The following is a 22538-nucleotide window of genomic DNA, read 5'->3' as shown; positions in this document are numbered from 1 at the left end:
TAAATTAATATATTATCAAATAAAGACTATAATCTTTTAGAGATTCATCTCTTACGTTTATATAATACGGCTACATTGCCCCTGACATCAACAAGTTGGCTTTTCGTATTTGTAACGATTTCTTCTAAAAATTCATCCTTATTGGATGCGATACTTCTAGTAAATCGTATCTTGACGATTTCACCATTTTTAAGCTGACGTCTGATTTCCTCAAATACGCTTTCATTAATACCGTTTTTTCCAATATTAATTTCAACAGCGTTTAGTGAATTTCTCATTATTTCTTTTTTGTTTTGGATTTTGCTCATATAATCACTCTTTTATACCTAATCTTGCTTAGGAGTATATAATACTCTCGTTGTATGTCCACATTCAAGACATTTTCTTGATATGCAATCACCTGAAAGTCTTACTCTTAAGTTAGCTCCAGGTTTGAGGAATGAATTACATTTTTTACAAAATCTTCCTCGCCAATAATGTGGTAATGTAATGTTATATCTAGTAGAGATACTACGAGTTAACTTAACATAACGATTAGATCTTTCCGGGTGATTTGAAAACTCCTTCTCGGCGAGATTAAATAAAATCTCCATACGCTCTAAGGCGATAGTATTTGTCCATTTTGGTCGTTTTCTTCTACTCAAAAATATCTAATCCTCTAAAAAAGTATAGAATATTCTTCTTAAGTGCAAGGAATGACTTTATGACAAGCATAAAATCTAGATAGTAACTTAAGAACAATAATATAATTTATGTTTTACATTACTTAAATATGTTATGTTGCTTGTTATGTAAAAAATCTAATTTTCCTTAAAAAAGTTGCCATAAATGTGGGTTGGATATTGCCGATAACCTGATTCATGTGGAAGAAATCTTTCACAAATTACTGTCATATTCTTTTATTTCCATTATGGCTGATTTGTCATTATGCTCCATCATTATAATAATAGTCGGGGGGTATTTTATCGGAAATTTATTAAAAATGTTCTTCAACTCTAATATCAATTAAGAATAATCCTATTTTATGATTCGGCATATTCCATCAGAATGGCAATGAAATCATACAAAAATCTTTAAATCAAATATCTATTCCAATTGTTCTTTTCAAAAATACAAAAATTAGAAAATTGTTTAAAATAATTATTTTTATTAAATTCAAGTAAATCTTTAATCATAACAATATATGGCCAAGATTTGTTGATTATTGTATCTATGATTTTCAAGTTATCTTATTTTATAAAAAGTAATAGATTACATTCATATTTTTTTATACAAAGATTATGGTAATTTTTATAATTAAATTTATATAACTATAAAAACTAATATTAAAATGATTTTATATATTACTTTTTTATTTTCAAAAGGGGATACAATGAAAGTATTTAATACGGTTACTATTAAGGCAAATGAATATAATATCATAGCATATTATCTTGCAATCGTACTGATGGTATTGGGTATGTTCATGATAATTCCAATAGCAAATGCCCTGATATTTCATGATCCGGATAAATACCTATATTCATTTCTAATCTCAGCACTACTTTCCATAATCGTCGGAGTAATATTGTACTATAAAACCGAATACGATAAGAATGTGAAACTGTCCCTGAAGGCATCGCTATTTTTTGTAATGCTAATATGGTTAATAACAACACTCTTTTCGGCATTGCCCTTTCTGATATCGGGGGATTTATCCTTCATTGACGCATACTTTGAAAGCATGTCTGGTATAACCTCAACCGGATTTACATTATATGAAAGTTCATTGCTACCATACTCCATTGCCATATGGAGAAGCACACTGCAATGGTTCGGCGGTTTGGGTATAATCTTCTTGCTTCTGGTGATAAGTCCATCCATATCCAATTTGAAAAGGTTATATCTGGCCGAAGGAAAAACTGAGCAGATAAATCCGAACATAGTTCACAATGCAAAAAACTTCATAAAAATATATCTTGTACTGACAATCATCGGAATAACATTATATCTTCTTACGGGATTAAGTCCCTTTGACGCGGTATGCTATTCATTCACCGCACTGGGTACCGGTGGATTTTCCGTAAATCCGACAAATCTTGATGACTTCATCAATCCGTTCATACAACTGGTGACATTGCTTTTGATGATTATGGGAGGAACGAATTTTCTGATACACTACCGCTTAATGAAGAGGGATTGGTCCAATATTATAAAGGATGTGGAATTGAGGGTATTCTTCACGATAATAATAGTGGCCACAATCGTAATAGCATTGAATCTGTATTTTGAAGGATTCTATAATCATGACATAATAATGGTACTGAGACATTCCCTGTTTCAGGTAACGAGCGTATTGACATCAACGGGATTTTCAACAACCGACATAAACCTATGGACACCCTTTAGTACAAGCATACTTGTTTTGCTAATGTTTATAGGAGGATGTGTATGTTCAACCGCAGGTGGAATAAAGATATATAACATAATAATAATGTTCAAGTCAATAATCTGGGAAGTCCAGCGCATGTTCCTGCCTAAAAATATGGTAATCAAAAGAAGGGTCTTCCACGACAGACAATCCCGGCAGATTTCATCCGAAACAATCAGCATCATACACATTTATATATTTCTGTATGTTTTGCTGTTTATAGTAAGTACGGCAATAGTGCTTATACATTGTCGGGATATACAGCTGGCGGTTTCAGTTGTTGCAGCATCAGTGGGCAATACAGGACTTGCACCATCATACATTGACTCATCACTTCCATTGATTATCAAGTTAGTATTAATATTTGATTTTTGGGCTGGAAGAATAGGGATATGGCCGGTAATTCTACCGATATTTGCCATTTCTAACATAAGACATGACAATTAGGATGATTTTTCTATATTGCTTCTTTTATTATTTTTTTAAAAAAACAGTTTTTTTGGCTTAATGTATATAATTAAGCCATATTGTGGGGTTTATATTCACAGGGATATGTTGTTTGGTCAATTCAGCATGTGGAAGTATTGCTCAAGGTAATCAATCTCACCCAGCGGATATTCTTTTTTGTCGTTTATTATATCTTCAATGACTTCTGCCACTTCCATTGGTGTCCTGGTGCCTGTATCCACTTCCTGGACAATATCTCCATATGTTTCATAGCTTTCCTGGGTACATATTCCAAGTATTTCTGCTTCAATGTTTTCATGGATTTTCTTATCTGTCCAATCTCTCGTGTTTAATCGTTTTTCAAGTTCTGTTGGATTACATCTAAGAACGACTATTTTATCGGCATTTGGATAGTCCTGTGCAAGGTGACCCTCGAAGATGATGGTCCTGTCAGTGTTGTCTTCCTTTATTTTATCAACAATCGGATTCATCCTATCCACATCAACTATTTTATATCCTCGCACTTCATCAGTACCAAGGTTTAGATTATAATTGTCCAACAGATAATTGATACTTATGAGTTTTGCATCTATTTTATTTGACAGTATCTTTGAAATGGTCGTCTTTCCACATCCCGGCGTTCCGGTAATTATTATCATCATCGTATCAAAACTCCCCTAAAAGGTTATTCCCAAAAACTTGGTTACAGCCCCACCTAAAACTGGTGTCACATATCCTTCAATGAGGGCTGCTATGACAAGAAGCACCACTATAATCGTAATGCTAAGTATAATGTCTTTTATTATCGTTGACGAATTTCTTATTTCTCCCTTGAATGTTTTGTCACGTTGAAGCACTCCCTTAATAAGGTTGATTTCAAGCTTTGTAACAAGCAGTGCACATACCACAGTCAGAATTAGCTGAGGTATCTCAAATATTCCATGGGGCAATGTATAAATCAGCATCAATGGTGCCGGTACAATTGTAAACATAAATCCTATCAGCACACCATTTGTAAAGAGTATCATCAATGAAAATATTGAAAACAAAAATCCCATCAATATGATAATAAATGCTACCCTTAAGTTGTTTAGGAATATGCCAAGCGATAGGGAGGATGTATCATTTGTAATGTTTTTTGCCATGTTCCTGATGGCTTCAATCACGTAATCTGCGAACACGTCCCTGAAAACATATCCGATAATCAATGATATGACAAATATGGCAATTACAACTATGATGTAATTTCTGTTTCTATGGAAGTATCCCCTTAGATTTTCCATGTTATAAATTTCTTTCAAATATCCTGTAATCATAAATATTGATTCCCGTTATTTTTTAATTTTTTGGCTTCGTTAAAACGTACTAATATTAATTTAGAAATACTTATTAATATGATTATGGTAGGATGCTTATGAAATTGAAAAATTCCATCTAAAAAAAAGTGGGGGTGTAGGGGTTACATTGTTCTTATAACGTCTCTAATTGCTTCGGGATCTGATGATACCTGTGTTGGTTCTTCACATGCTTCAATTGCCACATTAGGATCTTTAAGCACGTGACCTGTAACGACACATACGACACGTTCGCCCTTATCGATATCCCCATTGGCAACAAGTTTTCTAAGACCTGCAATAGATGCTGCACTAGCCGGTTCCACACCGATTCCTTCTGTTCTTGCAAGGTATTTCTGTGCATCAAGTATTTCATCGTCAGTAACAGTTTCGGCAGTTCCGTTTGACTCCTTAATGGCACGCATAGCCTTAAGGGTACTTACAGGTGCTCCTATTCTGATGGCGGTTGCAATGGTTTCAGGGTTTTCTACAGGTATTACCTCATCGGTACCTGCTTTGACCGCATTTGCTATTGGTGCACTGTTTTCGGCTTGAATACCGGTCATCATAGGCGTATCTTTCATATATCCGGCTTCTTTAAATTCGCTTATACCTTTCCAGATAGCGGATATGTTTCCGGCATTACCCACAGGAAGTACTATTCTGTCAGGACTTTCCCATCCAAGATCATGTACTATTTCCATACCTATGGTCTTCTGACCTTCCAGTCTGTAAGGGTTAATTGAATTTAAAAGATATAATTCACCATCCAATGCCAGTTTGGTGATAGTTTTCAATGCATCATCGAAGTTTCCATCTACACCAAACACTTTTGCTCCGTGGAACATGGCCTGTGCAAGTTTACCTAAAGCAACCTTTCCTGCCGGAAGCAGTACTGCACATTTAAGTCCTGCACGTGCAGCATATGCTGATAATGATGCGGATGTATTACCAGTAGATGCACAACCCACCATTCCAACACCCAAGTCCACAGCCTTTGTTGTACCTACACTCATACCTCTGTCTTTAAAACTGCCGGTAGGGTTTGATCCTTCAACTTTAACGTATAGGTCTATTCCGAGTTCATCTCCTATCTTGTCACATTTACAAAATGGTGTTCCACCTTCGTCCAAGCTTATTCTGTTATCGGCATTAACAGGTAGGAATTCCTTATATTTCCATATGTTGTCACGTCTGTTTTCAAATATGTCTTTGGATATGTTATCTACATTAACTTCAACTTCAAGGATTGAATCACACTTTTTACAAGTGTATATTATTTCATCATCGTCGTATTCTGCTCCACATGATATACATCTAATCATTTAAATTCTCCTTCTGAATATTATTAGTAAAAATAATACAATTTTATATTATATATTTACTTATCTATTTTATAACTAATATGTTTTAGGATATCCCTATTAATTTTTCATCATAAGAAAGGGCAACTGCCTAGTCTATTGGATGGAATAATGGCCTCTTGAATTTGATAATTTAAATTGAAACTTATAGATAGATTTCAAGAGAATGTAATTGATAGTTATCCGTAGGGATAATGATTTATTATTTAAAGTGTAATGGTAAAATAAGGGATAAAAAATGCTGGTTTTTAAAAAAAAGAATAAAATGGGGCTTATTATGCTCCATGTCCTCCGCCCATGAGATAACTGATTATGACAATGAGCACACCCACACTGATGATTTTTAGTGTTGTCTTGGTCATGCTCTCCTTGGATATTCTGCCGAGATAGCATCCGAGTATAATCATCATACTGAAACACACTATAAGGGTGGCCGTAAGTGCGGTGTATATGTCACTGAATATGAAGAAAGGTATTGACGGTATGAATGAACCCATAAAGCTGGCACTTCCATGGGTAAGCATACTCATGAATACACGATACTTTGCCTGTTGGTGAATAAGCGTATCGTCAAGTGTTCTTTCCTCAAGAAGCATCTTGTTTTCAAGTTCCCGTATAACCTTTCCCTCTTCTGCCTGTTCACCTACATAGGAACCAAAACCGTTGGATAATGCTATGGCTATACCACCACTAAGTCCGGTTAATCCCACTGTCAATGGATTGACTGTAGTGCCGCCTGTTATTCCTACAACAGCAGCCGTAAGGGATATACTCAGTACGGTCAATATGCCGTCAAGCGATCCTAACGCCACATACCTGCTTAACTCTATATAATCCTTAATAATCTGCTTTAATGTTATCTTCATATCTAATCTAACTCTTATTTCATAAATATATTTTGTCTGACTTTGAATTTCAAAGCTCATCTGCCCAATTGCTTATGAGCACGAGCTAAATGACCTGCCGCAAGTGCACCTGCAAGGGATAACTCTCCCGCCAGTACAATGCCGGCCACGATACTTGCAAATCTGTTGACCTTACCCGAACCTTTACAGTCCATCATGTTCAAGCATTCTGATGGGGTTTCAAGTCTTGTACCTCCACCGATAGTGGCCACAGGTAAATCCGGAAGTGTTATGCTAAAGTATAAGTCGCCGTCCTTGTTTTCGGCTGAGGTAATTCCGATACTTCCTTCAACCACATGTGCCGGATCCTGACCGCATGCCAGGAATATGGCCGCCACCATATTTGCAAAGTGTGCATTGAAACCATAACTGCCGCTTATGGCAGAACCCAATAGGTTTTTAACATAGTTTACCTCTACGATGGCTTCGGTAGTGGTCTTCAAGGTCTTTTCAACTATTTCCTTGGGAACGGTTACCTCCGCCACTATGCTTTTTCCACGACCTTCAACCATGTTTATGGCGGAAGGCTTTTTATCAACACAGAGGTTACCGCTCAATGCTATTACCTGGATGTCGTTTTCCTCTTCAATAAGGGATAAGGCTGTCTCAGTGGCTATTGTAACCATGTTCATACCCATACTGTCGCCGGTATAGTATACAAAACGTGGATATACGTATCTTCCCACGATTACTATTGGATCTATCTTGAGTAATTTGCCGTGGCTTGTAGTGGTTTCAGCCAATTGCTTGATTTTATCGAAGTTGTCCTCAATCCATTTTTTTAGCTTGTTTGCCTCGAATACTGATTTTGTCTTAATGGCAGGTGCCCTTGTCATCTGGTTGTTGACTATTGATATCTTACAGTTATCGGAACGTCTGATAACTGAACAACCCCTGTTTACTGATGCAAGCAATGCTCCCTCAGTTGTTGCCAATGGCACATATGTATTTATTGTCTCTTCATCATTTGTTATTTTAAGTGGTCCTGCTACACCTACTGGTACTTGTATCGTACCGATAGGGTTTTCAATATTCTTTTTGGACGTATCCGTCATGTCGATTGAATAGCTTCCGATGTGTTCCAGTTTTGTGTCCGTCTTGTTTTCAATAAATTGTCTTCTGATGTCTGTTGCCTGGTTAGCACTGTCACATATTTTTTCCAGTTGATGAATCTTTATTTCACCACTTTCCAATTTCATTAATATTTCATCTATATTTAAGTCCACTATTAATCCCCCATGTTCACATGTAATAAATGCTTTTTATCTTATTGAAATATCTTGTTTGTATCAGATAAGTATTTTATTATATTTATGTTAAAACGAGAACTTTAAAAAAATTGAAGTTTAAGAGTACAAGCGTGTAATGATGCTTGTTTTTTCATGTTAAAAAATTGTTTTTTTAGTAAATTAATTATAATCCTTTAATTATTGAAATGATTTCACTAGGTACATCGGCTACATGTACTCCATATTCTCTCATGATTTCCTTTTTATGTTGGGCTGTACCGTCGGTACCTTCGATGATTGCACCTGCATGTCCCATACGTTTACCTAGTGGTGCTGATACACCTGCAATAAATGATATGACTGGCTTGGATATGTTTTCCTGTGCATATTTTGCCGCTTTAATCTCGGCTATTCCACCTATTTCACCAAGAAGTACAATCATTTCTGTCTCAGGATCTGCTTCAAATGCATCCAATGCACTAATGAAGTCCATACCTGTTACAGGGTCTCCTCCTACTCCAAGACATGTACTTTGACCAAGTCCTGCATCTGTTATTTGGCTGGCAATTTCATATGTTAATGTTCCGCTTCTTGATACCAGTCCAACTTTTCCTTTGTTGAATATGTGTGTCGGCATAATTCCCAGTTTACCGATTTCAGGTGTGATGATACCTGGAGTATTTGGTCCGATTACTGTGGTATTATTTTCCTGTGCGTACTTGATTATTTCCATTGAGTCCTGTATAGGCACATGTTCTGTTATGATAATAACAAGGTCTAATTCGGATATTGCTTCAAATGCGGCATCTTTTACAAATGGTGCCGGAATGAAGATTATACTTGCGTTTATGTTAGGGTGATGTTTTTTGATTTCTTCAACTGAGTTGTATACAGGTATGCCCTCTACTTCTTGTCCTGCTTTACCAGGGCTGGTACCTGCAACGATGTTGGTACCGTATTTTAACATTTCTTTTGTGTGGAAACTTCCTTGTTTTCCTGTAATTCCTTGTACAATAGCTTCAGTATTTTCATCAAGTAAAATCAATTAAATCTCTCCTTTTATTTAAAACTTTTCTAACATGATTAAGTTTAATTCTTAAACTTACACTTTCTTTATTATATTCATTATATATTTTTATCATTAATCATATAAAAAGTTTATTTTACATATGATAATGGGGATTTTAAGCATTTAACCATAATAAAAAATCCATAATTTAATAATTGTATTGATAGAATTAATAAGTGATTCATTCCAATACTCTGCATCTATGTATAAACGCATGTGATAAATCGATAATGTTACAGTTCATAATGGCACTGACACTGAAGATGGCACTGCCCGGTATGACATTGCAGGGGGTATTTCTCTTGACAAGATAGGTGTTCTGATAACCGAGAATTGCACCAATGGCCGCTCCCGCTACAACTCCAACATCACCGGTATTTTCAACGCTAGCCACAATAACAGGGTCATCGGTATCTTGTGATACATATCCAACACCGGGGATTTTCTTAACATCATCCACAACGCTGCATGATACGCATCCAACATTATCCATACCCTCAATTGCCTTTGTAGCCTTCAATGCCACATCTGATACGAATGATTCACCACAATACGTGTCAAATGCCACAACCACCGCATCAGGGTAGAAATCCCGGTTCAATTCAATCTCGGCATAGCTTATACCTTCACCGGCATCAGCCATACTTTCTGCCACACCATCCAAGTCATCAAATCCCAACGCATTCTCATGGAGTATGTCATATACCCGTTTATTGGTGGCATCTCTTGATGAATCATCATTAATGATTGTGGTAACGGTAATGTCATCACCTGTTACATTGGTAATTTTTGAAAATATAACATTATCATCAACAATTTCACTTAACGATTCATCCACATTATTTACAATATCTTTGCTGCATGAAATATCATTATCCGATATGTCCAGTCCCATACAAATCATTTTCATATAAATCTGCCCCCAACAATTTAACTTATGTTATATATTTCTATTATTAGCAATATATTAATTAATAAGATGAATGATTTTCAAAACAAATAAATGGGATGATAAAAATTAAAACCAATGTATGTGCATCAATAACTGATAATAACATTGAAGACATTATTAAGACAGTCAACATGATAAAAGATGAGGATATAGACTATATCGAGTTAAGATTGGATTTGATAGATGATGTCAACACTCACATTGCCAAAGAACTGCTGGGTCAGGTAAAGCATTTGACCGATAAAAAGATAATACTTACAAACAGGACCAAGCTTGAGGGAGGATTCTTTGAGGGAAGCGAAGGTGAGCGTATTCAAATACTCGTTGATAATGCCGATTTGGCCGATATCGTGGATGTGGAACTCTTCACGGAAAAAGATCTTATTCAAAGGGTAATCGATGCCGCCGATAAGACAATCATATCCTATCATAACTTTTCACAAACGATGGACTTTGACAGCCTTCAGAAGATTATAGACGAGGCATCAGGCATGGGAGATATAGCTAAAATAGCTGTTAAACCCAACAGCATTGAAGATACGTATGTGATTTTAAGGCTGCTTTTGGAAAACGATAACCTAATTGCCATAAGTATGGACAATCTGGGTACATATACGAGGATTGTCGCACCGATAATGGGTTCACCCATAACATATGCATCGGTTGGAAACAAATCCGCACCCGGACAGTTGGATATTCATCAGACAATTGAAATGATAAAACAGTTGAAGCATGATTAATATGGATGATAAAGAGCGTATGCTAATAAAGACACTTAACAAGTTGGGCGTTGATACAAGATATGTCAGTCTCTATGAAGAGGAGATATACGTCAATAACCTTAAGTTCTCAAGATTTTCAAGAAAGAAGGAGGACGAGTTTCACCAGTCCTACCCAGATATTCAAGTGATAAGATCAAAGCTATTCCAGAAGATATGCGTTAAGGTATCAAGGACTGTGAAAAATCAGATAATGCCAAGGGACATACTTTATATAGAAGATGACGGTAGTGTTGAAAGTGTATTGTTGAAGGTGGTCCTGGAACCATATAAAAGAAAGTATGGGATACGGCTAACTGACAACATTGACGAGGCAAATAAACTGGTAAGTACCCTGTGTATCAATGACTTTGTATCGGATTACATCAGTTTAATGATAACAGGAAATAAGATAACAAACAGCTTGGAGAATGATGTCGTTTATCCACTGATGCATATAGATAAGTCATGGATAAATGATTGGATTTGCTCAACTGCTCTTGATTATTCTTTTTGTGATGAATCAGAAAATAAAACGGAAGATGAAATAATTGAATTTCTCGATACAAAAATACCAAATGTATGTGAATCAATAATACAATCAGTAGATTACTTGGATGCTGTTGATAGAAAAATATAATTAGAAAGAAGGTGTTATTATGGTTTTGCATGAAGTATATTCTTATGATGAAGTTGCTGATGCAATGTTTGTTTCCATACCAGTTGATTATGAGTTTGATGGTGTGATGAAAGTGGATGAGGGAGTATTTTTGGAATATGATGTTGACAAGTTACCTAAGTCAATAGAGATTATTAATGTATCAAAGAAATTTGATGTAGAAAAAGAGGATTTAATCGATTTTAAAACATTGAAATTACGGTTTAATGTTGATGGGGATAGAATTGGTATTAATTTAAATCTTAAACTGAAAAATGAATGTGAAATGGATTTAAATCAACATATCGATAATAATGTTAAATTACATGATGTCGTCAATGCAGTAAGTATAAAACAATAAGATTCTCAATAACACAACACATTTCTACTTAAACTCCAAGTCATGAATTTCTAATGTATTATTGTCAGGGCAGTAAACTTTTTAACTATTCCGACAATATTTCTATTTTTCCCCTTTTTATTAGAAGTGTTTCGACTTCAAAAATACGTGTTTCTAGGCAGCAATGATTTTAACCTTTTTAATATAATGATATTATTATTAATCTAACTTATTGGTTAATTTAGGATAATGAATCAAGACATCCAACCCTTAATTTAAATAATCCAAACCAATTTAAAATGATAATTTCCAAGATTGAAAAATGTTGTTTAAACTTATTGTTCAAAATAATCGAAAAATATAATCAAAAGATAAAATTATTAATCTTAAGAATGAAAAATATAATTACTTATAAAAAAACGAATATGGGTGTAAATGAAGTGTCATCAAATTCAACAGGAAAAATATTTAAGGTAACAACATTCGGTTCAAGTCATGGAACAGCATTGGGGGCAGTAATAGATGGCTGTCCGGCGGGACTTGAATTGACACGTGAGGATATACAAAAAGAACTTGATAAAAGACGACCCGGAACAAGTAAAATAACCACCTCACGTGATGAAAAGGATCAGGTGGAAATACTCTCAGGAATATTTGAGGGTAAGACGGATGGAACACCAATAGCCGCCATAGTAAGAAACAAGGATCAGATTAGTAAAAATTATGACAATCTGATTAACAAGCCAAGACCGGGTCATGGTGACTTATGTTGGTATGAAAAATACATCAACTATGACTATCGTGGTGGAGGACGAGGCAGCGGAAGAGTAACAATCGGCCATGTAATCGGGGGAGCAGTTGCAAAGAAACTGCTTGAAAGATATTCCATAACAACAACGGCACATGTAACGCAGATATATAATGTAAAGGCAGAAAAAAGATACACTCTAGATAAGATAAAGGAAAACATAACAAAAAACAACGTTCGATGTGCCGACCTTGAAGCAGCTCGGAAAATGGAAGAGGAAATATTAAAGGCCAAAGAAGACGGTGACTCACTTGGCGGAATAGTCGAGGTAATCATAGACAATCTGCCTATAGGATTGGGCCAGCCGGTATTTGATAAGATCGATGGAAGCCTGGCAAAGGTGATGATGAATATCGGTGCAGTAAAAGGCGTTGAAGTGGGGCTTGGATTTGACTGCGTAACACTCAAAGGCAGCCAGATGAATGACGAGTTTTATATGGATGATGACAAAATACAAAGCAGAACAAACAATGCAGGAGGAGTACTCGGTGGTATGACCAATTCAATGCCGTTGGTTCTTAGAATAGCAGTAAAGCCGACTCCATCAATAAGTGGCATTCAAAACACGATAAATCTCGAATCTGGATGTGACGATACCATTGACATAACCGGCCGTCATGATCCATGCATATGTCCAAGGGTAACAACCGTGGCAGAATCAGCATGTAACATGGTCATAGCTGATTACATGATAAGGGCGGGATTTATTCACCCTGATAACATTAATAAATAATTATATTGGTTGTTATTTGTTAACAACCATAAAATACTTTTTTTTAAAAATTATTGTTTATTCTTAAGAATAATCATTTAAAAATATTGGAAATCGGGAATTGATTCCCAAAAGTTTTAATTAAAAAATAGTTATTATAATAAGATAAGCCATGAGAGGGATTTGAACCCTCGATCCCTTGATTACGAATCAAGTGCTGTGCCGGGCTGAGCTACCATGGCATCTAAAAAAACAATTTAGAAGGTTTGAAAATCAATCTTCTAAATATGGGTCTAAGTTTATAGCTAATCCATCAGTTGCTGCAATAGTTCTAACACCAGTATTTTGGGTTATAACTCTTGTATTCTGGAATGGATTATTCATTATAAGATTAACCCCCAAGTGTGTCATTATTGCTAGTTTTGGCTGAACTTCTTCGATTAACTGTTGAAAGTCCATAGTCCTTAAATGGCCTTTTATTCTGCGTTCTCCTTCTTTAATCACACAGCCAATCAATACATCCGCACCTTCGTGGTCTTCATGTAACTCCGGAAAATACTCAGTATCTGCAGTATAACTAATGGAGAAACCGTTGTAATCAATATTGAATCCAGTGCAGGTAGGATCGCCGTGATGAGTAGCAGTACCTCTTACTGTAATTGGGCCATTCTTGATAACATCTCCTGGATGAATTGTCGAGACTGTTGGTTTGGTTTGATGATATCGTGATATCCCCGGACCAATATCCTCATGTCCGTTCAAAACGCTTTCACTTGCAATTACATGTCCTGTTCTTTTTGTCATTCCTTGTGTCATAGCTTCTATTAATACTTCTGCATCGTTGTAATGGTCGGTATGGCAATGGCTTACAAGTAACATGTTAATTTTACGTGGATTTAATCCATATTGGTGACTACGTACTAGTGCACCAGGTCCTGGGTCAACATGGATATTTCTCTTACCCATATCATCAATTCTGAAACCACCTGTCATTCTTTTCTGGCTAATCGTTGCAAATCTACCTCCACCAGTTCCTAAGAATTGGAGTTTCATTTTCATCGCCTAATTATTTTTTTAATATTAGTATTATATATACTTATTATATTATTATGGTAAAATCCTAATATATACTTTTCCAATAATATGCTTGTAAATATATGAATCCATGTTGATATATTATTAACGAATAATATTGTACTACCCGAACAATTCATGTCTTCTATTCTTTTTCAAGTGTACTCCTCAGATATTGGGCAGTATATGTGTCTGTCTTGATAATTTCCTCCGGTGTACCGCTGGCTATCAACTCACCACCATACTTACCCCCATCCGGTCCCAGGTCAATGATATAATCAGCGGTCTTTATAACATCAAGATTGTGCTCAATGACAATCAATGTGTTTCCCTGATTTCTCAACTTACACAATACCTTAAGGAGCTTGTTGATGTCCTCGAAGTGAAGACCTGTTGTAGGCTCATCCAAGATATACAATGTATTGGATGTATTCTGACGACTAAGTTCCTTTGCAAGTTTAACACGTTGTGCCTCTCCACCCGATAAAGTCGTTGCAGGCTGACCTAATTTGATATAACCTAAACCAACATCCACAAGTGTCTGAAGCTTCCTTTTAATCTTAGGCAGATGTTCGAAGAATTCAAGTGCCTCATCACAGGTCATCTCCAGCACATCATTGATGTTTTTTCCCTTATAACGAACATCAAGGGTCTCATGATTGTAACGTTTACCATCACAGACTTCACACGGCACATATACATCAGCCAGGAAGTGCATCTCTATCTGTACGATACCGTCACCGCTGCATGCTTCACAACGTCCGCCCTTAACGTTAAAGCTGAAACGGCCCGGCTTGTATCCACGCTGTTTTGACTCAGGAGTTTGGGCAAACAATTCACGTATATGTGTGAAAAGTCCTATATATGTTGCGGGATTGGAGCGGGGTGTACGTCCAATCGGGGATTGATCAATGACGATGATTTTATCAATATTTTCAACGCCCTTGATGCTTTTATGTTTGCCGACCTTATGCTTATGCTTATGGGTTAATATTTCATCAATTCCATGATAAAGTATTTCATTAACCAACGTACTTTTACCGCTACCGCTTACGCCGGTAACGCAAATAAATTCACCAAGAGGAAAGTCTACGTTGATGTTTTTAAGGTTGTTTTCGGATGCACCTATAACGGTTATCTTCTTACCGTTACCCTCATGACGCTTCTTAGGTATTGGAATGGACTTCTTGCCTGACAGGTATTGGCCGGTAAGTGAATTCTCATTGTTCTTTACCTCCTCTGGTGTTCCCTGTGCTATCAGCAGTCCTCCATGTTCACCTGCACCTGGGCCTATATCAACCACGTGGTCGGCCTCAAGAATGGTTTCTTCATCATGCTCCACAACTATCAAAGTATTTCCAATGTCCCGTAGGTGTTTTAACGTTTCGATAAGTTTCATATTGTCCTTTTGATGAAGACCTATCGACGGCTCGTCAAGCACATATAATACTCCGACCAATCGACTACCGATTTGTGTGGCCAGTCTAATTCTCTGAGCCTCACCACCGGAGAGAGTACCTGATGAACGGGCAAGTGTAAGATAGTTAAGTCCCACGTCATTTAAAAAGGATAATCGCTCATTGATTTCCTTAAGAATTTCATGTCCGATAAACTCCTGTCTTTCGGTTAACTCGAGGTTATTAAAGAATTCCTGACAGTCACTGAGTGAGAGCTTGGTCAAATCTGCAATGTTAATGTCTCCCACTGTAACTGCAAGCATCTCTGGTTTGAGCCTGTCACCGTGACACATCGGACAATCATTAAGGGACATGTATGTACGGGTGGCCTTTCTTCTGTAACGTGACTTTGTTTCGATAAACAACCGCTTCATGTATGGAATTACGCCCTCAAATGGTTTTGTCTTATTTCTTATTTTTCCGGAAGTTTCAAAGGTAAACGTTATGTTTTCATCACCGCTGCCGTATAACAGTATGTCCTTATGTTTCTGGCTTAACGTGTGGTATGGGACGTCAAGATTAAATCCGTAATGGTTGGCAACACCCGCCAGCAGCCTATTGTAGTATGTGTCCGTTTTAGTGGAGTTACTCCAAGGCTTTATTGCACCTTCATGTATGCTCAATGTCTTATCTGGTACAACCAGGTCCGGGTCTGCCTCCATGGTACTTCCTATACCGTTACATAATGGACATGCAGCCTGTGGATTGTTGAATGAAAACATACGTGGACTGATTTCAGTAAAGCTGATACCACAATCTGGACATGCCAGTGCCTCACTATAAATTTGATCTGGCGTATCCGCATCATTGCTTGCTATTGTTACAAGTCCATCACCTATATCTAGGGCAGTTTCAACCGATTCGACCAGTCGTTTTCTGAAGTTTTCATTATTGGCCACCTTAAGTCTGTCCACTACAACCTCTATGACATGCTTGTTGTTCTTGTTAAGTTTAATATCTTCATCTAAGGATAATATTTCACCATCTACTCTTACTCTTACAAAACCCTTTTCCTTTAGTTTTTCAAAGACCTTAAGATGCATTCCCTTACGGTCCTTGACTACGGGGGCCAGTACCAGTATCTTCTGGTGTTCATTTTCATCAATTATTATCTGTGATATCTGGCCGGGCGTCTGTTGGGATATTTCCTTTCCACAGTTGTAACAGTGGGCAATTCCAATTCTGGCATATAATAATCTAAGATAATCATATATTTCCGTAACGGTTCCCACGGTTGAACGTGGATTTACACGTGTTGTCTTCTGGTCAATGGATATGGCTGGGGATAATCCTTCGATGTAATCCACTTCAGGCTTTTCCATCTGTCCAAGAAACTGTCGGGCATATGCAGACAATGACTCGACATATCTGCGTTGTCCCTCGGCGTATATCGTGTCGAATGCCAGTGAGGATTTACCTGAACCACTAAGACCTGTTATTACAATGAATTCGTCACGTGGGATTGTCAGGTCAATATTTTGCAGGTTATGCTCCCTGGCACCTTTAACTATTATCTTTTTATTTTGAATTGCTTCTTTTCTTAATTTATCCTTAGATTGCATGGAATTTGTCTCCCATATTTTTATCATTTTTTTGATTTTTTTTGGTAACTAATACATTTGAATCTTTTAATATTTAAAGAAAACTTTTCAGGACCCCCCATTGATTAGCCAAGATAAATATCAGTTAACCATCTTGATAAGCAATCATGAACTTTGTGTCATAACTACTTTTTTATTCTTTGAGTTGGATTATCTGATCTCTCAGTTTGGCTGCACGTTCAAAGTCAAGTTCCTTGGCGGCCTGTTTCATCTGTTTTTCCAGTTCCTTAATCATTTCATCCACTTCATCGGATGTAATGTTGTCGATGTCCTGAAGGTCATCCATTTTCTCTTTAATCTTCTTGTCTTTAAGTTTACGTACAACACTTCTAGGTATGATGTCATGATCCTGGTTGTATTTAATCTGTATCTTTCTTCTACGCTCTGTTATTTCAACGGCATTACGTACGCTGTCGGTCATAACGTCAGCATATAATATTACTTCACCGTCAACGTTACGTGCAGCTCTACCGATGGTCTGTATAAGTGATGTCTGTGATCGTAGGAAACCCTCCTTGTCGGCATCAAGAATTGCCACAAGTGATACCTCAGGCAAATCCAATCCCTCCCTTAAAAGGTTAACCCCTATAAGGCAATCAAATTCTCCACGACGTAGGTCGTCAATAATCTCGGTACGCTCAAGAGTCGTTATCTCGGAGTGAAGATATCTTGCCTTTATGTCCATCTTGATGTAGTAGTCAGTCAAGTCCTCCGCCATCTTCTTGGTCAGACTGGTAACAAGCACTCTCTGGTCGTTCTGTACACGTTTTCTAATCTCACCTAACAGGTCATCCACCTGGTTTTTGACAGGTCTTATGATAGGTTTTGGATCAACCAGTCCCGTTGGCCTGATAATCTGTTCAACCTTATTCTGTGAACGTCCCAATTCAAATGGTGCGGGAGTAGCCGATACATACAAGACCTGGTTCTGTTGTGCCATGAATTCATCAAATCTCAACGGCCGGTTTTCCTTTGCACTTGGAAGTCTGAATCCATACTGTACGAGGTTTTCCTTTCTTGCACGGTCACCTTCATACATGCCCCGAATCTGTGGTACTGTAACGTGTGATTCGTCGATGATTGTCAAGTAATCATCCGGGAAGTATCTAAGCAGGGAGTATGGTGTTTCACCCCATGTTCTTCCGTTCATGTGCATTGAATAGTTTTCAATACCGCTGCAGTAACCCAATTCCTGGATCATTTCAATATCAAAGTTAGTACGCTGTTCAATACGTTGGGCTTCAACATATTTGCCCGTGGCATTGAATGTGTTGACACGCTCGGCCAATTCCTTTTTAATGTTATTTATTGCTATTTCCTGTTTTTCTCTGGCTATAACGAAGTGCTTGGCAGGAAAGATGATTACCTTTCTCAATTCTTCGATGATGTTGTACTTCAAATGGTCAATCTTGTATATGACATCAATTTCATCTCCCCACATCTCTATTCTAAGGGCATAGTTAGCGTTAATCGGAAAGATTTCAAGTACATCTCCCCGTACCCTGAACTTACCCCTTTCAAATTCAATATCATTACGATTATACTGCATTTCAACAAGTGATCTGATAATCTCCTCACGTGTGATGATCTGTTCCTTTTCAAGCTGCAGTGTAAACTCCGCATAATCCTCCGGAGAACCGATACCATAGATGCATGATACGCTGCTTACTACAATTACGTCATCACGGGTAAGAAGTGACTGTGTGGCTGAATGTCTTAAACGGTCAATTTCCTCATTAACTGATGATTCCTTATCTATAAATGTATCGGTCTGGGCTACATATGCCTCCGGCTGGTAATAATCATAATAACTAACAAAATACTCAACTGCATTGTCCGGGAAGAATTCCTTGAATTCCTCAAAAAGCTGTGCCGCCAATGTTTTGTTGTGGCTCATGACAAGTGTTGGTTTATCCAGCTGTTCAATAACATTGGCCATGGTAAATGTTTTACCGGAACCTGTTACACCCTCAAGCACCTGTTCCTTGCTGCCGTTTTGGAAGTGTTCAACGAGGGATTTGATAGCTTGGGGTTGATCTCCAAATGCTTTATAATCTGAATGTAGGTTGAATTTTGACATGATATATATTTATGTAAAAAGTACTTCTTATTAACTTCTATAATAATAAATAAGTTTAATATGTCTTGTTGAAAAAGATAATACTATATGAAAATATTTTAATTAAGGAGGTTTTAATATATGGATTTTGGTTACGTACTCGAGAATTCATTAAGATATCCATTGTCGGATTTTAAAAAGTTGGTGATACTGTCCATACCTGCTATAATATTACAGGTAATGACATTTCTCATGAATTTCATGGACTTCACAATTGGTACGAATGTTGATAGTTATATTGAAAATGCATCCGGGATGGATTATGGATTGTTATTGATGGGTTTATTGCTTATTTTGTTAATATACTTGGCAGTAACTATAATAAATTCTGGAATAAGCATTGAAACGATAAAGAAATCATTTGGATCTGTTGAATTACCTGATTTTGATATACAAAGATTCTTTGTAAGTGGATTAAAAGCTGTTATTGTTCGTATTGGATATTTCATCATTCCGACAATCATCTTTATTATTGCATGGGCATTATTGATGGTTACGCTAAACTCATATTATTACAGTGATTCGGATGCAATAATTGGATTGATACTGCTTTTTGTAATAGTTCTAGCATTGATAATGTTTATCCTACTTGGAATTATGGATTTTGTTGCCATTGCACGTCTGGCAGAAACAAACAGTTTATCTGAAGCATTTGATGTAAAAAACATATATAATCTTGCAAAACAGATAGGTATAGGAAACATCTTTGCTATAGAGATAATATTTGTAATAATAATGTTTTTGATATTATTAGTATTTTCATTTGCAGGTATTATTCCATTGATTGGTAATATTATCATGGCAATTGCGACAACATACCTGTTATTGGCTAATGCACGTATGATTAGTTTGGTATATCAAAGTCGATTAGTACCCCAATATAATGCCATGTATCAACCGGGTGCTCCTAACTATCAGTCAAGATATGCTGATGAATCAGGTAATCAGGTTCAAGGAGGATATAACCAAGTACCTGGCGGTTATTATCCACCAAATCAGGGATATCCGCCAAATCAGGGTTATAATCAGCCTAATCAAGGTTATCCACAGCATGGTTATAATCAGCCACAACAAGGTTATAATCAACAAAACAATCCAAGTCAAAGCTATGATAATTCACAGAATCAATATCAACAGAATTATCCAAACGGCAATCCGGAACAATCCGGAAATGATTCTCCAATAAATGATAATCAAAACAACAATGATTTGGACTTTAAAAACACAGATTCATCCAATAATGATAAAAAAGGTGAAAACTAACTTGTAGAAAGTCATCATGACTTTCTATTTTTTCAAATCTTTTTTTGCAACTTTTCCACGCCCATTCCCATTTTTAGAAAAATCAACGGGAATCAAATTCAAATATTTAATATATAACCTCCAAACACCACTAATCTTTCACGAAAAAATATTAATAAATAAAAGATAGATAATATATTCTATAATAATAAGGAGTGTCAATATGAGAATAACCAATCCCAGTGAATTGCCCCAGAAGCCAGGAGTATACATCATGCACAATAGTGATGATGAAATAATATACGTTGGTAAGGCAAAGAAACTAAGAAGTAGGGTTCAAAGCTACTTCAGGGACGAAGATAAACTGGACAGGCCAAAGACACAGGTAATGATGAGACACTTCGCATATCTTGAATACATCCTTACAAACACCGAAAAGGAAGCATTGATTCTAGAGGCAAATCTTATAAAAAAATACAAGCCACACTACAATATAGACCTGAAGGATGGAAAGCAATACCCATACATCAAGATAACAAATGACACATATCCAAGAATACACGTAACACGAAAGATAATTGATGATAAAGCATCATACTACGGGCCATATACCGACGTGACAAATGCAAGGGGATTTATTGACTTTCTCAACAAGAACTTCAAGATAAGAACATGTAAAAACATGGACGGGCCCTGTCTTAACTATCAGATAAAACAATGCAGTGCTCCATGCATGAATAACATCTCACAGGAAGACTATCAAAAGAACATTCGAAGGGTAAAACTGCTTCTACAGGGAAAACACAAGACACTGATAAAACAGTTGACCCGGCAGATGAACCAATACTCCAAGAATATGGAATTTGAAAAGGCAGCACTCATACGAGACCAGATAGAGACGATAACAGTAACGCTTGAAAAACAAAACATTCAACCAACAATGGATGTAAACCAGGACATCATCGGAATAGACCATAACGATTCACAGGCGGCGGTAGTGATATTATCCGTACGAAACGGTAAAACCAATAAAAAGGATGACGTATTGTTAAACCAGATAGATGCCTTTAGCGATAGGGAGATTCTCACAGAGTTTATTAAACAATACTACTCCATAGCACCATGTCCTGATGAGCTGATACTGGAAGATAACATAGAAGATGAGGAAATCATACTTGAATGGCTGGAAGAAAAGCATGGACATAAGATAAAGATAAAGATTGCCGAGGACGGACATTACTTCACATTAATCAAGATAGCCAAGAAAAATGCACATATCAGTCTGACAGAAAAGACCAAGGAAATGGAAAATCCGTTGCTTACGCTAGAACAATACCTTAACCTTCCAAGGCTTCCATATCATATAGAGGCATTCGACATATCAAACATTTCAGGTATACATGCAGTAGCATCCATGGTGGTATTCGAGAATGCAAAGCCTGCAAAGAAGATGTATCGCAAGTTCAAGATGAACACTCCCGGACCAAACGACTTTGCAATGATGAAAGAAGTAATAACACGAAGATACTCTCGATTAGCACCTGATTATCAGGGTATAATTGATGAAAAGGATTCAATGTTTATAAAGCCGGATCTGGTACTGATTGATGGTGGTAAGGGACAGCTCGGAATGGCAGTTGAGGTATTCAAAAATCTGGGCATAACCGATGTACCACTGGTGGGATTGGCCAAGAAGTTTGAAGAGCTATACGTACCCGGCAGAAGCGAACCCATAATACTTCCAAGAAAGTCAACCGCCCTGCATCTGCTTCAGTACGTGCGTGATGAATCACACAGATTTGCAATAACATTCCACAGGCAATTGAGGGCAAATGCATTTACAAAGTCAATACTCGACGACATACCGGGAGTGGGAAAAAAGAGAAAACAGGCACTGCTTACATACTTTGAAAATCTTGACGGATTATATGATGCCAGCCTTGATGATATTAAGAAAGTTCCATCAATACCGGAAAAATTAGCCATAACGATATATGATGTATTGCAGGAGGATAGGATGAAAAATAACGGGCAATAAGTGGGATTGTTCATCAAATCC

General features: G+C 36.9%; 19 protein-coding genes and 1 tRNA gene. 7 read left to right on the top strand and 13 right to left on the bottom strand.

What is annotated here, in order from left to right; all coding sequences use genetic code 11:
- Positions 1 to 44: 44 nt before the first annotated feature.
- The gene (locus AW729_RS04380) at positions 45 to 308 is read right to left on the bottom strand and encodes a YhbY family RNA-binding protein (RefSeq protein ID WP_112123960.1); all 264 of its coding nucleotides are present in this window, start codon (positions 306 to 308) and stop codon (positions 45 to 47) included.
- An 18-nt stretch (positions 309 to 326) separates the two neighbouring features.
- Positions 327 to 593: a ribonuclease P protein component 4 gene (locus tag AW729_RS04375; protein ID WP_236951273.1), complete on the bottom strand. Its 267-nt coding sequence runs from the start codon at positions 591 to 593 to the stop codon at positions 327 to 329.
- A gap of 779 nt (positions 594 to 1372) precedes the next feature.
- On the opposite strand from AW729_RS04375, the gene AW729_RS04370 reads away from it, so the two are divergent.
- The gene (locus AW729_RS04370) at positions 1373 to 2857 is read left to right on the top strand and encodes a TrkH family potassium uptake protein (protein ID WP_162685790.1); all 1485 of its coding nucleotides are present in this window, start codon (positions 1373 to 1375) and stop codon (positions 2855 to 2857) included.
- 116 nt (positions 2858 to 2973) lie between these two features.
- Here AW729_RS04370 and AW729_RS04365 read toward each other — a convergent pair whose 3' ends face one another.
- The 7 genes from AW729_RS04365 to AW729_RS04335 form a co-directional block, all read right to left on the bottom strand.
- Entirely contained in the window at positions 2974 to 3519 is a 546-nt protein-coding gene (locus AW729_RS04365) for an adenylate kinase family protein (RefSeq protein WP_112123957.1), read from the bottom strand.
- Positions 3520 to 3534: 15 nt separating this feature from the next.
- On the bottom strand, positions 3535 to 4173 hold the full coding sequence (locus AW729_RS04360) for a stage II sporulation protein M (protein WP_112123956.1): 639 nt from the start codon (positions 4171 to 4173) through the stop codon (positions 3535 to 3537).
- A 143-nt stretch (positions 4174 to 4316) separates the two neighbouring features.
- Positions 4317 to 5516: a threonine synthase gene (gene thrC / locus AW729_RS04355; RefSeq protein ID WP_112123955.1), complete on the bottom strand. Its 1200-nt coding sequence runs from the start codon at positions 5514 to 5516 to the stop codon at positions 4317 to 4319.
- A 314-nt stretch (positions 5517 to 5830) separates the two neighbouring features.
- On the bottom strand, positions 5831 to 6481 hold the full coding sequence (locus AW729_RS04350) for a TIGR00267 family protein (protein WP_236951262.1): 651 nt from the start codon (positions 6479 to 6481) through the stop codon (positions 5831 to 5833).
- Positions 6478 to 7659 carry a hydroxymethylglutaryl-CoA reductase (NADPH) gene (gene hmgA / locus AW729_RS04345; protein WP_112125229.1) on the bottom strand — a complete coding sequence of 394 codons (1182 nt, stop codon included), beginning with the start codon at positions 7657 to 7659 and terminating at the stop codon, positions 6478 to 6480. Before hmgA ends, AW729_RS04350 begins: the two co-directional genes overlap by 4 nt.
- A 214-nt stretch (positions 7660 to 7873) precedes the next feature.
- Positions 7874 to 8734, bottom strand: coding sequence for a succinate--CoA ligase subunit alpha (gene sucD / locus AW729_RS04340; protein WP_112123954.1), 861 nt, complete (start codon positions 8732 to 8734; stop codon positions 7874 to 7876).
- Positions 8735 to 8939: 205 nt separating this feature from the next.
- Positions 8940 to 9668, bottom strand: a complete 729-nt coding sequence (locus AW729_RS04335) for a hypothetical protein (RefSeq protein ID WP_112123953.1) — start codon at positions 9666 to 9668, stop codon at positions 8940 to 8942.
- A gap of 98 nt (positions 9669 to 9766) precedes the next feature.
- On the opposite strand from AW729_RS04335, the gene aroD reads away from it, so the two are divergent.
- The 4 genes from aroD to aroC all read left to right on the top strand — a co-directional run bounded on the left by aroD (position 9767) and on the right by aroC (position 13007).
- Positions 9767 to 10450, top strand: a complete 684-nt coding sequence (gene aroD / locus AW729_RS04330) for a type I 3-dehydroquinate dehydratase (protein ID WP_112123952.1) — start codon at positions 9767 to 9769, stop codon at positions 10448 to 10450.
- 1 nt (position 10451) lies between these two features.
- Positions 10452 to 11108: a hypothetical protein gene (locus AW729_RS04325; protein ID WP_162685789.1), complete on the top strand. Its 657-nt coding sequence runs from the start codon at positions 10452 to 10454 to the stop codon at positions 11106 to 11108.
- 19 nt (positions 11109 to 11127) lie between these two features.
- Positions 11128 to 11487, top strand: coding sequence for a DUF2283 domain-containing protein (locus AW729_RS04320; protein WP_112123950.1), 360 nt, complete (start codon positions 11128 to 11130; stop codon positions 11485 to 11487).
- A 404-nt stretch (positions 11488 to 11891) separates the two neighbouring features.
- Positions 11892 to 13007: a chorismate synthase gene (aroC, locus tag AW729_RS04315; RefSeq protein ID WP_112125228.1), complete on the top strand. Its 1116-nt coding sequence runs from the start codon at positions 11892 to 11894 to the stop codon at positions 13005 to 13007.
- 147 nt (positions 13008 to 13154) lie between these two features.
- Here the strand turns inward: aroC and AW729_RS04310 are convergent.
- The 4 genes from AW729_RS04310 to uvrB form a co-directional block, all read right to left on the bottom strand.
- Positions 13155 to 13228: transfer RNA gene (locus AW729_RS04310), tRNA-Thr, on the bottom strand.
- A gap of 31 nt (positions 13229 to 13259) precedes the next feature.
- Positions 13260 to 14045 (bottom strand): MBL fold metallo-hydrolase, encoded by a 786-nt coding sequence (locus AW729_RS04305; protein ID WP_335645358.1) that lies wholly within the window; start codon positions 14043 to 14045, stop codon positions 13260 to 13262.
- A gap of 160 nt (positions 14046 to 14205) precedes the next feature.
- A complete protein-coding gene (gene uvrA / locus AW729_RS04300; RefSeq protein WP_112123948.1) occupies positions 14206 to 17079 on the bottom strand; it encodes an excinuclease ABC subunit UvrA in 2874 nt (957 codons plus the stop codon).
- 172 nt (positions 17080 to 17251) lie between these two features.
- Positions 17252 to 19198 (bottom strand): excinuclease ABC subunit UvrB, encoded by a 1947-nt coding sequence (gene uvrB, locus AW729_RS04295; RefSeq protein ID WP_112123947.1) that lies wholly within the window; start codon positions 19196 to 19198, stop codon positions 17252 to 17254.
- 120 nt (positions 19199 to 19318) lie between these two features.
- Between uvrB and AW729_RS04290 the strand changes: the two genes are divergently transcribed.
- Both AW729_RS04290 and uvrC read left to right on the top strand, forming a co-directional pair.
- Positions 19319 to 20500, top strand: coding sequence for a DUF4013 domain-containing protein (locus tag AW729_RS04290; RefSeq protein ID WP_112123946.1), 1182 nt, complete (start codon positions 19319 to 19321; stop codon positions 20498 to 20500).
- A 202-nt stretch (positions 20501 to 20702) separates the two neighbouring features.
- Complete coding sequence (gene uvrC / locus AW729_RS04285; protein ID WP_112123945.1) at positions 20703 to 22517, top strand: excinuclease ABC subunit UvrC; 1815 nt, start codon at positions 20703 to 20705, stop codon at positions 22515 to 22517.
- Positions 22518 to 22538 lie beyond the last annotated feature (21 nt).

The sequence above is a fragment of the Methanosphaera sp. BMS genome (assembly GCF_003268005.1).
Lineage (GTDB): Archaea > Methanobacteriota > Methanobacteria > Methanobacteriales > Methanobacteriaceae > Methanosphaera.
This window is presented reverse-complemented; position numbering and strand designations above follow the sequence as displayed.